General features: G+C 75.7%; 8 protein-coding genes and 1 pseudogene. All 9 read left to right on the forward strand.

Features of this window, described 5'->3' with window-relative positions; genetic code table 11:
* The first annotated feature begins 260 nt into the window (after positions 1-260).
* The 9 genes and pseudogenes from AB0F01_RS04525 to AB0F01_RS04565 all read left to right on the forward strand — a co-directional run bounded on the left by AB0F01_RS04525 (position 261) and on the right by AB0F01_RS04565 (position 13,482).
* Positions 261-1,475: an ROK family transcriptional regulator gene (locus tag AB0F01_RS04525; RefSeq protein WP_362089826.1), complete on the forward strand. Its 1,215-nt coding sequence runs from the start codon at positions 261-263 to the stop codon at positions 1,473-1,475.
* Positions 1,476-1,724: 249 nt separating this feature from the next.
* A complete protein-coding gene (locus AB0F01_RS04530) occupies positions 1,725-2,990 on the forward strand; it encodes a 6-phospho-beta-glucosidase (RefSeq protein WP_362089828.1) in 1,266 nt (421 codons plus the stop codon).
* Entirely contained in the window at positions 2,981-4,039 is a 1,059-nt protein-coding gene (locus AB0F01_RS04535; RefSeq protein ID WP_362089830.1) for a BadF/BadG/BcrA/BcrD ATPase family protein, read from the forward strand. Before AB0F01_RS04530 ends, AB0F01_RS04535 begins: the two co-directional genes overlap by 10 nt.
* Positions 4,040-4,420: 381 nt before the next feature.
* Positions 4,421-5,902 (forward strand): hypothetical protein, encoded by a 1,482-nt coding sequence (locus AB0F01_RS04540; protein ID WP_362089831.1) that lies wholly within the window; start codon positions 4,421-4,423, stop codon positions 5,900-5,902.
* A gap of 11 nt (positions 5,903-5,913) precedes the next feature.
* Positions 5,914-6,975, forward strand: a complete 1,062-nt coding sequence (locus AB0F01_RS04545) for a glutamate ABC transporter substrate-binding protein (RefSeq protein WP_362089833.1) — start codon at positions 5,914-5,916, stop codon at positions 6,973-6,975.
* 476 nt (positions 6,976-7,451) lie between these two features.
* Positions 7,452-8,813 (forward strand): hypothetical protein, encoded by a 1,362-nt coding sequence (locus AB0F01_RS04550; RefSeq protein WP_362089835.1) that lies wholly within the window; start codon positions 7,452-7,454, stop codon positions 8,811-8,813.
* Between the two features lie 55 nt (positions 8,814-8,868).
* On the forward strand, positions 8,869-11,565 hold the full coding sequence (locus AB0F01_RS04555) for a tetratricopeptide repeat protein (RefSeq protein WP_362090233.1): 2,697 nt from the start codon (positions 8,869-8,871) through the stop codon (positions 11,563-11,565).
* 12 nt (positions 11,566-11,577) lie between these two features.
* Positions 11,578-11,640 (forward strand): annotated as a pseudogene (locus tag AB0F01_RS04560) (hypothetical protein); the annotation flags it as partial.
* 510 nt (positions 11,641-12,150) lie between these two features.
* Entirely contained in the window at positions 12,151-13,482 is a 1,332-nt protein-coding gene (locus tag AB0F01_RS04565; RefSeq protein ID WP_362090235.1) for a PP2C family protein-serine/threonine phosphatase, read from the forward strand.
* The last annotated feature ends 152 nt before the right edge of the window (positions 13,483-13,634 follow it).

Consider the following 13,634-nt stretch of genomic DNA (forward strand, 5'->3'; position numbering starts at 1 on the left):
CAGGTGACAGGGCGGCACCCGGGGTTTCCCGGGTGCCGCCCTTACCCGTGCGGGGGGGGTGCGCGCTTACCCGTGCGGGGGGTGCGCGCCCTTCGCACGCCCCCTTGACGCCCCTGCACCGGACCCGTACGTTTCCGTCGACAGGAAAGTTTCCTAACAGTGAACGCGGGCATCCGCCCACCGGGCCGACCGCCCCGGACGGACGCCCCGCGGCGATCGCTGCGAAGCTGGGCGGCCGAGGAAGGGCAGGTGTGGCACCCATGGCAGGAACCGCCGGTACGCCGGGCACCCCGCGGGTGCTGCGGGCCATGAACGACCGTGCGGCCCTGGACCTCCTGCTGGAACACGGGCCGCTGTCCCGCGCCCGGATCGGCAAGCTGACCGGGCTGTCCAAGCCCACGGCGTCCCAGTTGCTGGCGCGGCTGGAGGCGGCCGGACTGGTGCTGGCCGGCGGCACCACCGAGGGACGCCCGGGGCCGGGCGCCCGGCTGTACGAGGTGAACCCGGCCGCGGCGTACGCCGCCGGGCTCGACGTCACCCCCGAGCGGATCCGCGCCGCCGTCGCCGACCTGACCGGCCGTGTCGTCGGCGCGCACGACGTGCCCGCCCCCGGGCGCCGCGCCCCGGCCCCCGTCGTACGGCAGGTCACCGACGCGCTGGACGGCGCGGTGAAGGCGGCGGGGCTGGCCCGGGCCGACGTCCACCGGCTGGTCATCGGCACGCCGGGAGCCTTCGACCCCACGACCGGCCGGCTGCGCTACGCCTCCCACCTGCCGGGCTGGCACTCCCCCACGCTGCTGGACGAACTGGCCGCCGCCCTGCCGATGCCCGTCGAGTACGAGAACGACGTCAACCTCGTCGCCCTGGCCGAACAGCGGCTGGGCACGGCGCGCGGGCACACGGACTTCGTCCTGCTGTGGAACGAGACCGGGCTCGGGGCCGCCCTCGTGCTCGGCGGGCGTCTGCACCGGGGGTGGACCGGCGGTGCGGGCGAGGTCGGCTTCCTGCCGGTGCCGGGGACGCCCCTGGTCCGTCAGGTCACCCGGGCCAACAGCGGCGGCTTCCAGGAACTCGCCGGCTCCCAGGCCGTCCCCGCCCTGGCCCGCGAGGCCGGGCTGGAGGACGTACCGGAGGGACCGTACGCCGAGGTGGCCGCCACGCTGGTGGCCCGCGCCGCCGGCGCCCCCGACGACCCGGGCCACCAGCGCCTGCTGCGGGCCTACGCCACCCGGCTGGCCACCGGCCTGGCCTCGCTGGTCTCCGTGCTCGACCCCGAACTCGTCGTGCTGAGCGGCAGTTCCCTCACCTCCGGCGGCGAGGTGCTGCGCGCGCTCGTCCAGTCCGAACTGGGGGAACTGGCGGCCTCCCGACCCCGCCTGGTGGTGGGCGACGTGCGGGAACAGCCCGTGCTGCGCGGCGCGTTGGAGAGCGCCCTGGCCGCCACCCGCGACGAGGTCTTCGACACCTCCCGCTGACCCGCCCCCTGCTCGCCCCGCCCTCCTCACCTCCTCGCCCCCGCCCTCCTCACCCTTCACCTCCTCGTCCCTGGAAGGCGTTCGTCGGCGGAAGGCGTTCGTCGGCGGCGTCCCCTCGCCCGCGGGAGGGAGCCGGACCGACCGGCCGTACTCCCCGCCCCGCTCCTCCGGGACCGCCACCGCCCCGGAACGACCCCGTACCCGCGACGGCACCCCGTGTGCCCGGCACCGAAAGCGAGGCATCGCGCTGTGAAACTCACCGTGGTCGGCGGAGGCTCGACCTACACCCCCGAACTCGTCGACGGCTTCGCCCGGTTGAGGGAGATCCTCCCCGTCACCGAACTGGTCCTCGTCGACCCGGCCACCGACCGCCTGGAGCCGGTCGGCGCCCTGTCCCGCCGCATCCTCGCCCGCCACGGGCACCCCGGCACCGTCACCACCACCGCCGACCTGGACGCGGCCGTCGACGGCGCCGACGCCGTGCTGCTGCAACTGCGGGTGGGCGGGCAGGCGGCCAGGATGCGGGACGAGACGTGGCCCCTGGAGTGCGGCTGCGTGGGCCAGGAGACCACCGGGGCGGGCGGCCTCGCCAAGGCGCTGCGCACCGTGCCGGTCGTCCTGGACATCGCCGACCGGGTGCGCCGGGCCAACCCGGACGCCTGGATCATCGACTTCACCAACCCCGTGGGCATCGTCACCCGCGCGCTGCTGCGCGCCGGCCACAAGGCGGTCGGGCTCTGCAACGTGGCCATCGGGCTGCAGCGGAAGTTCGCCGCCCACCTGGGCACCGAACCCGGCCGGCTCCACCTGGAGCACGTGGGCCTGAACCACCTCACCTGGGAGTTCGGCGTGCGCCTCGGCGGCCCGGAGGGCGAGGACGTGCTGCCCCGTCTGCTGGCCGGGCACGGCGACGCGATCGCCGAGGACCTGCGGCTGCCCGCCGCCCTGCTGCACCGGCTGGGCGTGGTCCCCTCCTACTACCTGCGCTACTACTACGCCCACGACGAGGTGGTGCGGGAGCAGCGCACCGGGCCCTCCCGCGCGGCCGAGGTCGCCGACATGGAACGCCGCCTGCTCGCCCTCTACGCCGACCCGGCCCTCGACGAGAAACCGGAACTGCTGGCCCGGCGCGGCGGCGCCTACTACTCGGAGGCCGCGGTGGACCTGGCGGCAGCCCTGCTGGGCGGCGCGGGCAGCCCCTACCAGGCCGTCAACACCTTCAACGAGGGCACGCTCCCCTTCCTGCCCGACGACGCGGTGATCGAGGTGCAGGCGGCGGTGGGCCCGAAGGGACCGGTGCCGCTGCCGGTGCCGTCCGTGGACCCGCTGTTCGCGGGTCTGATGGCCGGCGTCACCGCATACGAGGAACTCGCCCTGGAAGCCGCCCTCGACGGGTCCCGGGAGCGGGTCTTCCGCACGCTCCTCGCCCACCCGCTGGTCGGGCAGTACGCCTACGCCGAGCGGCTCACCGACGATCTGATCGCCCACAACCGGGAGCACCTCGCGTGGGCCTGAACGCGGGCGCCGACACCGGCACGGACGGCGACGCCGGGGCCGGCCGCCCGGGTACGGACGCCGGGGCCGACGCGCGGGACGGCGTCCGGGCCCCCGTCCTCGCCGTCGACGCCGGCAACAGCAAGACGGACGTGGCCGTCCTGACCGGCCGCGGGGAGGTGCTGGCCACGGCACGGGGAGGGGGATTCCGTCCGCCCGCCGTGGGCGTGACCGCCGCCGTGGACGCGCTCGCCGGGACGGTCGGGCGGGCCCTCGCCGCGGCGGGCGTGCGCGCGGTGTCCCACGTCTCGGCCTGCCTGGCCAACGCCGATCTCCCGGTGGAGGAGGAGCGGTTGGCGGCCGCGCTGCGGGAACGGGCGTGGGGCGACTCCGTCGAGGTCCGCAACGACACCTTCGCGGTCCTGCGCGCCGGGGTCACCGAACCCCGGGGCGTGGCCGTGGTGTGCGGCGCGGGGATCAACTGCGTCGGCATGCTGCCCGACGGCCGCACCGCCCGCTTCCCGGCGCTGGGTCGCATCTCCGGTGACTGGGGCGGTGGTTGGGGGCTCGCGGAGGAGGCGCTGTGGTACGCGGCGCGGGCCCACGACGGCCGCGGCTCCCCCACCGTCCTGGCGGATGCCCTGCCCGCCCACTTCGGTCTGGCCGGCATGCCGGAGCTCATCGAGGCCCTGCACCTGGACCGTCTGCCACCGTCACGGCGGCACGAGTTGACGCCCGTGCTGTTCACCGCGGCGGCCGGCGGCGACTCCGTCGCGAGGGCCCTCGTCGACCGGCAGGCCGACGAGGTGGTGGCAATGGCGACCGTGGCACTGGACCGGCTCGGTCTCCTCGGCGAGGAGACGCCCGTCGTCCTCGGGGGCGGCGTGCTGGCCGCCCGGCACCCCCGGCTCGACGACCGGATCCACGCCCTGCTCGCCGAGCGCGCCCCGAAGGCGGTCCCCCGGGTCGTCACCGCGCCCCCGGTCCTGGGCGCCGCCCTCCTGGCCCTGGACCGGCTCGGCGCCCCGCCCTCGGCCCGGCGGCGCCTGCGGGCGCACTACGGGGCGTAGGGGCACCGGGGCTTGTGGCGCGGGGGGCGCGTGCGCGGCATGGTGAGGCGTACAGGGGTGGGCGCGTACGGGGGTGGGCGCGTATGGAGGGGAGCGTACGGAGAGGTGTGTCACGGGAGGGGCCGTTACGGGAGGAGGGGCACCGGGGCGCCGATGTCGGACGCTGCCGACGGTTTCCGCCTCCGCGCGGCGTGTCGCGGGAACCACAGCGCGTCCCCGGACGTGTTTCCGGGGAGGGGAAAAGGGACCGCGGCCGGGCCGGTCACCGGGGGAGAATCCGACAAGGGCGCTGCAATCACATCAAGATCGCGTCACACCCGGTGCGGATGACGGTCCCGGCAGCGATACTTGCCGCGACGGATGACCAGGGGGAGGTCAGCAGTGACACCGAGGCCGGACGGCGGCACGGCAGCGCCGGGCACTTCGCTGCCCGCCGCACCCTCCCCGCACCCGCCCGGCCCGCCCGTGCCCGGCCTGCCCGCCGTCCCCGGTCAGCCTCCGCCCCCGGGCGGTGTCCGGCCCCGCCCGGCGTCCCCGCCGCCGGCCGTCCGGCGCTCCGCGTTCGCCGAGGGCGCCGAGCGCCTGCGCAGGGCCGCCACCACCGAGCCGGGCCGGCTGCGCATCATCGGCGCCGTGCTGGCCGCCCTGGTCCTCGCCTTCGGCGCGGTCTCGGCGTGGCAGATGACCGAGCGGGCCGCCGCCGCGGACGACGTCCTGCACCGCAGTCAGCCGCTCAGTTCGGACGCCGCCGACATCTACCGCTCGCTCGCCGACGCCAACACCGCCGCCTCCAGCGGCTTCCTGGCGGGCGGGCAGGAGACCGCCGCCACCCGCGAGCGTTACGAGCGGGACATCCGCACGGCCGCGGCCAAGCTGGTCAACGCGGCGGCCAACTCCGACCCCGACTCCCCGTCGGCCGCCACCATCACCGAACTCAACCGCCTGCTGCCCGAGTACAAGGGTCTGGTGGAGCGCGCCCGCACCTACAACCGCCAGGGCTACCCCGTGGGCGGTGCCTACCTGCGGTACGCGAACGAGAAGATGCAGAAGGAGATGCTCCCGGCCGCGGAGGACCTGTACCGCACGGAGAACCAGCGGCTGCGGGCCGACTACGCGGACGCCACTCCCTACCCGTGGGCGGCGATCGCCCTCGGCGTGGTCGCGCTGTCGGCGCTCGCCTGGGCCCAGCACCGCACCTATCGGCGCACCAACCGCCTGCTCAACCACGGCCTGGTGGCGGCCACCGCGACCGCTTCGGTGATCCTGCTGTGGCTGGCCGTCGGCCACACCCTGGCCCGCTCCGGCCTCCACGACTCCCGTAACCACGGCGTCCGTTCGCTCGAAGTGCTGCACGACGCCCGCATCGCCTCCCTGAAGGCCCGCGGCAACGAGAACCTCACCCTGGTGGCCCGCGGCGCCGAGACCCGCAAGGTGGGCGACGACACCGTCGACGCCTACGACCACGACTTCGGGCGCGAGATGGACGCCCTCGGCAAGGGTCTCGCCCACGCGCGGCGCCTCGCGGACGACGACGCCGGCGCCCGGCCGGTCACGGCCGCCCTCGCCAACATGCAGGAGTGGAAGAAGCGGCACGGGGCGGCCCGCGAGCAGGACGAGAACGGCAACTACCAGCAGGCCCTGGACATGGTCATCGGTGCCGAGGGCGCGACCGGCGAGTGCTTCGACGGCGTCGACGAGCAGTTGGCCGCCGCGCTCGCGCACGAGGAGTCGGAGTTCGCACGGGCGGCCGGTGACGGCCGGGACGCGTTGACGGGGCTGCCCGCGGGCGCGGCGGTGCTCGCCGTGCTCGGGGCCGTCGGTGCGGTCCTGGGCATCGGACGCAGGCTGTCGGAGTACCGGTGAGAGGGGGCGCGATGCGTACCGCACAGCGGGTGCGGTCCGGGCTGAGGGGCTGGGGCGGAGTCGGCGCGATGGCGACGGCCTGCGTCGTCGCACTGGTCTTCGCACTGCTGCTGACCTGCACCGGTTCCGTCGCGCACCGGCCGGCCCGGTCCGGGGCGCCGGCCGGCCCGGCCGGCGGCGGGGTGGCCGGGGCCGAGCAGGCCGTGGCGGCCGAGGACTGCACGGACCCGGAGAAGCAGACCCTGGCCCCCTCGGGTGACGACGGCCCCGCCATCGAGGCGATCAAGAACCGCCCGGGCGAGAAGCGCAAGCTCGTCGTCGGCATCGACCAGAACAGCTACCGCTGGGGGTACCGGGACGCCAACGGCCCGGACAGCGCCCGGCTGGAGGGCTTCGACATCGACCTGGTGCACCGGATAGCCGAGGACATACTCGGCGACCCGGACGCCGTGCAGTTCAAGGCGATCCCCACCGACCAGCGCATACCGGCGATCAAGGACGGCCGCGTGGACATGGTGGTGCGGACGATGACCATCAACTGCGACCGCATCCGCGAGGTGGCCTTCTCCGCCCCGTACTTCCGGACCGGGCAGCAGGTTCTGGCCCCCAAGTCCTCGCCCGTGAAGGGGTATTCCACGCTCGCGGACCGCAAGATCTGCACGGCGACGGGTTCCACGGCGTACGCGAAGCTGGCGGCGGACCAGGAAGCGGGCCTGCTCCCGCGGTCCGCGGACATCGGCACCACGGTCCCCAACCAGCTCGACTGCCTGGTGCGGTTGCAGCTCGGCGAGGTCGACGCGGTGGTCACCGACGCGGCCCTCGCGGCGAGTCAGGCCGCCCAGGACCCGACGGTCGAGCTCAAGGGTGACGCCTTCACGACCGAGTATTACGGCGTGGCGATGAAGAAGGACGCGAACGACCTGGTGCGCCGGGTCAACCGGATCCTGGTGGACTTCCGCGAGGACACCACGGGGGGATGGCAGGACTCGTACGACACATGGTTGTCGGCGACACTGGGCGGGGATTCATCGAAGTCGGAGCCCCCGGCACCGGCGTACCTGCGCACGGACTGAGGCCCCGGACCGGCAGCGGCCCCGACGGACCCGCCCGCCCGGACCACCGCACCGACCGCACGACGAGAGCCACCGCCCGACGAGCCCGACGAGCCCGACGAGAAGGCCCGCTTCACGACCCGACGACGACCGCCCGAACACGACCGCACGAGCACGACCGCACGAGCACGACCGCCCCCGTACGCCCGCCCGGCAACCGACGACCGACAGCCGACAACCGACAGCCGCCCGGACCGACCCGTCGAAGGACCCGGTACAGCGACGAGACCGACCCCCACGACGAGACGAACCACCACGTCCAACACCAACCGCCACGCCGAACACGGACCTCCACGACGACACGGACCGCCACGCCCGCCCACACGGGCCCACGAGGAGACGGCCTCATGACGAGGCCGCGCGCACGACCGGACTCGGTCGGCCCGAACCGGCCGGCCGGCCACCCGCCACGACCGACCCGCAGCGAAAGGTGATCGATGGGCGACTCGGAGTCTCCCGGACCGGTGCTGGACCGGGACGAGGTGGACCGTGCGCTGGCCCGGCTCGGCGCGGAGCACGAGGCGATCGAGACCTCGCTCCTCGCCCTGCAGGACCACGCGGGCAGACGGCTCCTGGAGGGCGCCCGGCTCACCGGTCTGACCGCGGAGCGCTGGGCGGCCACCGAGGCGGCGATCACGCTGCTGTGGACGTACTTCGACGCCTACACGGACGCCCTGCGCACCGCCCGCGACATCCGGGCCCGCCGCCGCTGGTCCAGCCGCGAGGACCTGGTGGACCTCACCCACCTGCTGCGCGGCGAGTGCGTGACGCTCGCCGGGTCGGCCGCGGCCGTCGCGGGCGCCCCCACGCCGTCCGGCGGGGGCGGGGCCGGGAGCGGGGTGCTGAGCGTGCGCTACTCGCTGGCCGCACTGGTGGACCGGATGAACGAGCTGTACGCGTCCTCTCTGGACACCGTGGTCACGGCTGACGCCGTCTGGTCGGCGCTGCCCGCCCGGATCGACCTGCTGGCCGCCGAACTGGGTCGCACCCGCAAGCTGGCGCACTCCGTGGGCGTGCGCCCCGGTGAGCACCCGGCCGGCGACGACCTGGAGCGGATCACCCGCACCCTGACCCGGCTGCGCGAGCAGGTGGTGTCGGACCCGCTGGCGTTCTGGACGCCCGCGGAGGGCAGTTCCGCCCCCGGCGGGGGGCGGCCGGACACCACGGTCTACGACCGCGAGGCGCGCGCCCTGGAGGACGTGCGGCGGGAGATCGACGCGGTCCTGACGGTGCGGCAGGACGCCGAGAAGCGCATCGTGCGGCTGCGGGACGTGCTGTCGCGCGCCGACCGCACGCTGGCCGAGGCACGCACCGCGCGCGGCGAGGTGCTGGCGAAGATCGCGGCGACGGAGGTGCCGGTGGTCAGCGGCCCGCCGACCGCGCTCCAGGAGCAGCTCTCCACGGCCGCGGAGTACCGCCGGCACGCGCAGTGGCACCGCCTGTCCCCACTGCTGGAGTCGCTGGAGCAGAAGGCCGAGGACGAACTGCTGCGCGCCCGCGAGTCGTTGACCGCGGTGACCGCGCCGCTCGCGGTCCGCGCCGAGCTGCGCGGGCGGCTGGACGCGTACCGGGCGAAGGTCGCCCGGCACGGCCTGGCGGAGGATCCGCTGCTGGTCGAACGGTACGAGAAGGCGCGCCGGATGCTGTGGAGCGCGCCCTGCGACCTGCGCGCCGCCGAGCAGGCGGTGTTGCGCTACCAGCAGGCCGCGGCCGAGCTGTTCGCCGCGGTTCCCCGGGTGCCGGGCCAGGCGGGCCCCGGGCGCGGGGTGTCCGACGGCCGGACGGGGCCGGGCACGTGAGGGACGAGGGGGAGGCGGCGTCGTGAACGAGGCGCGGAACGAGGAGGGCACCGGGGTGCCGGGCGGAGGGCCGGGCGGCTGTCAGCGGCCCGACTGCGGGGGTGCGTACGAGGACGTCGGCGGCGGCGAACTGTACTGCGACACCTGCGGTCTGGCGCCGGTGGTGTCGCCGACCGGCTCGGTCGCCTCGCCCCCGACCGGCGTCACCGTCGGCGGCCGGGAGCCGCACGGCACGTCCGGCAGCGGCGGCAGCGGCGCCGGTGCGGGCGGCGGCACGGGTGCGGGCAGCGGCGCCGGTGCGGGCGGCAGCGCGGGCGCGGCCACTCCGTCGTCCCGTCCCTCGCACCCCTCACACCCCTCGCGTCCCTCGCACTCCTCCCGCTCGTCCCGCTCGTCGCGCTCGTCCCGCGCTTCGCAGTCGTCGAGGTCCCGGCGTTCGGTGTCGGGGCGGTTGTCGCGGTCGTTGTCCGGGCGGTCCTCGGCCCGTTCGGTCTCGGTGCGCAGTTCGGGCTCCGGAGCGGGGTCCTCCGGCCGGAGCCGGCTGGGCGCGGGACTGGTGCAGGTGCCGCCGATCCCGCGTCCCGACCCGCGGGCGATGGTGCTGGACCGTGCCGAGGTGCCCGAGCGCAAGCGGTTCTGCTCGCGGGCGGACTGCGGCGCCCCGGTCGGCCGGGCGCGCGGCGACCGGCCGGGCCGCACGGAGGGGTTCTGCACCAAGTGCGGCCACCCGTACTCGTTCGTGCCGAAACTGTCGGCCGGGGACGTGGTGCACGGCCAGTACGAGGTCGTCGGCTGCCTGGCGCACGGCGGCCTGGGCTGGATCTACCTCGCCGTCGACCGGGCCGTGTCCGACCGGTGGGTGGTCCTCAAGGGCCTGCTGGACACCGGCGACCAGGACGCGATGGCGGCGGCGATCTCCGAACGGCGGTTCCTCGCGGAGATCGAGCACGCCAACATCGTGCGGATCTACAACTTCGTGGAACACCTGGACCAGCGCACCGGCTCCCTCGACGGCTACATCGTCATGGAGTACGTGGGCGGCAAGTCGCTCAAGGAGATCGCCAACGCCCGCCGCACCCCGCAGGGCCGGCGGGACCCGCTGCCGGTGGAACAGGCGTGTGCGTACGGCATCGAGGCGCTGGAGGCGCTCGGGCACCTGCACAGCCGCAACCTGCTGTACTGCGACTTCAAGGTCGACAACGCGATCCAGACCGAGGACGAGCTGAAGCTGATCGACATGGGCGCGGTGCGCCGCATGGACGACGACGAGTCCGCCATCTACGGCACCATCGGCTACCAGGCCCCCGAAGTCGCCGAGGTGGGCCCCTCGGTGGCGTCCGACCTGTACACGGTCGCGCGGACGCTCGCCGTGCTCACATTCGACTTCCAGGGCTACACCACCGTCTTCACCGACTCGCTGCCCGACCCCGACACCATCGAGGTGTTCCGGCGGTACGAGTCGTTCTACCGCTTCCTGGTGCGCGCCACCGACCCCGATCCGGACCGCAGGTTCGCCTCCGCCCAGGAGATGGGCGAGCAGCTGACGGGTGTCCTGCGCGAGGTGGTGTCGTTGCAGACGGGCCGTGCCCGACCGGCGCTGTCCACCCTGTTCGGGCCCGAACTGCGGGTGACGGACACCGAGTTGTTCCCGGCGCTCGACGGGGACGTGTCCCGGCTCGGCGGACGCGTGCCCCGGCCCCGGCGCGTGCCCCGGCCGCGCGGCCGGCCCGGCGCCCCGGCCTCACGGCCCCCTCTGTCCCCCGCTCTCGTCAGACCCCTCGACACGGCCGCCGCCGGGCTGGCACTGCCGGTCCCGCTGGTCGACCCGGGCGACCCCAACGCCGGTTTCCTGGCCGGTCTGTCGGCCTCCGCACCCGGTGACCTGCTGCACGCGCTCGGCGCCGCGCCCGCGCCGTCCACCGAGACCCGGCTGCGGGAGGTCCGGGCGCGGCTGGAGACGGGTGACGCGCCGGCCGCGCTGGCGGTCCTGGGCGCCCTGGAGGAACGGGACCCGGACGACTGGCGGGTGGTCTGGTACCGGGGCGTGACGGCCCTGTCGACCGGCGACCACGAGGGCGCGGCCCTCGCCTTCGACGCGATCTACGACGCCTTCCCGGGCGAGATCGCGCCCAAGCTGGCCCTCGGGCTGTGCGCGGAGGTGCTGGGACAGCTCGACAACGCCGCCGAGTACTACCGCCTGGTGTGGTCGACCGACCCGAGCCATGTGAGCGCGGCGTTCGGTCTGGCCCGGGTGCGGCTCGCGTCCGGTGACCGGCGCGGTGCGGTGGGGGCGTTGGAGTCGGTACCGGAGTCGTCGATCCACTACACCGCGGCCCGGGTCGCGGCCGTACGCGCCCGGCTGCGGGGGCGGACGGCGGCCGAGGGGGACGTACCGTTCCCGGACGACCTGTCGGCCGCGGCCGGGCAGGTCGAGGCCCTGGAGGCGTACGGTCTGGATCCGGCGCGCCGGGAGCAGTTGGCGGCCGAGGTCCTCGGTTGTGCCCTGGACTGGGTACTCTCCGGGGGCCGGGGTTCCGCTCCGGCCCCGGTGCCGGCCGCGACCGGGACCGGCGCACCGGACCCCGGCGCCGCCGGGGGACGGACACTGCTCGGCAGCGGGCTGGACGAGCGGGGCCTGCGTTTCGGTCTGGAGCGTGCGTACCGCACGCTGGCCCGGCTGGCGCGCAGTGGTGAGGAGAGGATCGACCTGGTGGAACGTGCCAACCGTTACCGCCCCCGGACGTGGGTGTAGTTCATGTCGCAGATGCCCCAGCAGGCCGCTTCGCCGACGTGCCCGAGCTGCGAGGAGCCCGTCGAGCCGGGTGATCGTTTCTGCGGTGCGTGCGGACACGACCTGTCCGCGGTTCCCGCCCGCCCGGCCGACCATCCGACGATCGCCATGAACGGCGCGGGCGCCGACGGGCGGCCGACGGCGCAGCACGGCTACCCGCCGGCCCCTACGGCGCCCCCCGCCCCTACGGCGCCCCCGGCCCGGCCCGGGGTTCCGCCGACGGCCGGGCCGGTTCCGCCGACGGCCGCCGCGAACGGCGTCCAGGTGCCCGGCGGGGCGCGGACGTCCGGAGCGGCACCCGTGCCCCCGCCGCCCGGACCGCCCACGGCACCACCCGCCCCACCGGCACCGGCACCGGCACCCACGGTTCCGGCTCCCGCTCCGCCGGTCGCGCCCCCGTCGGCCGGTCCGACGGCGACTCCCCCGGCCCACCCGGCTCACCCGGCACACCCGGCTCACCCGGCCGGTGCTGCCCACGCCGGACCGGAGGTCCCGGCGCCCGCCCCCGCCCCCGCCCAGGAGGCGGCTGCCCCGGCGGCGTCCGGGGTGCGCTTCGACCGGCGGGCGCAGGCGTCCTGGGAGACGGCCGCGGCGGCCGGCAACGAGCGGACGCCCGGAGCACCGGTGTCCGGAGCACCGGTGTCCGGAGCCGCGACGTCCGGACCAGCAGGGACGCCCGGCGCCACCGGAGCGCCCGGAGCGCCCGGAGCGGCGGGAACCGCCCAGGACGGCCGCACGCCCGTCGGGACCGGAACCGCCCGGGACGGCCGGGCGCCCCACGGCGCCCCGACCGCCCGGGAACCGCAGCCGTCCGGCATGGCGCAGGCACCGTGCGGCGCCGCACATGGCGGTGACGCGCACCGGCCCGACCCACTCGACACGCACCGGCCCGCCCAGCCCGACGACTACCCCCTGCAGGCCCCGGACCCGCGGGTGGCGACCGAACCCGCCCCGGCCGCCGGAGCCGCGGTCTGCGTGGCCTGCCGCGCGGGGCGGGTGGACGACGACGGCTACTGCGAGAACTGCGGCCACGCCCAGCCGCGCGAACGGGACCACATGGAACAGGAATGCGGCCCGGTCGCCGCGGTCAGCGACCGCGGCCTGCGCCACCACCGCAACGAGGACGCCTTCGCCGTCGGCACCACGACGCTGCCCGACGGCTCCCCGGCGTCCGTCGCCGTCGTCTGCGACGGCGTCTCCTCGGCGACCCGTCCCGACGAGGCGTCCCTCGCCGCGTCCCGGACGGCCGGGGACCTGCTGCTCGCCGCACTGCCGCGCGGGACGCACCCGCAGCAGGCGATGCACGAGGCGATCCTCGCCGCCGCCGACGCGGTCAACGCGCTCGCCGACGAACCGGCGGCGGGCCAGGAACGCGGCCCGCACCAGAACGCCCCCGCCTGCACCCTCGTCGGCGCGGTCGTCACCGACGGTCTGCTGGTCGTCGGCTGGGTCGGCGACAGCCGCGTCTACTGGGTGCCGGTGGACCGCTCCGCGCCCCCGGCCCGGCTCACCGAGGACGACTCCTGGGCCGCGCAGATGGTCGCCGCCGGCCTGATGGGCGAGGCCGAGGCGTACGCCGACCAGCGGGCCCACGCGATCACCGGCTGGCTGGGCGCCGACGCCTACGAGGTGGAGCCGCACACCGCGTCCTTCAAACCGGACCGGCCCGGAGTGGTCGTGGTCTGCACGGACGGGCTGTGGAACTACGCCGAGTCGGCCGAGGACATGGCACGGGTGGTCCCCCCGGACGCCGCCGTCCGGCCGCTGCACGCGGCCCAGGTGCTGGTCGGGCACGCCCTCGACGGCGGGGGCCACGACAACGTAACAGTGGCGCTCGTGCCGTTCCCGGCCGTCCCGCAGGGGGCAGGATCGGCCTGAGGCCGAGTACGGGAAGAGGGAAGGGACGGAGCGGCGGCGACCGGCACGGCGGCTTGAGGAGTACGGGCGGCGTCCTGCGGGGAAGCCTCAACGGGCCGGAGGGGACCGGCCCGTCGGGCCGTCGCCGTCCCGCGCCGCCGGGCATCGGGACG

Source organism: Streptomyces sp. NPDC029526 (genome assembly GCF_040637405.1).
GTDB lineage: Bacteria > Actinomycetota > Actinomycetes > Streptomycetales > Streptomycetaceae > Streptomyces.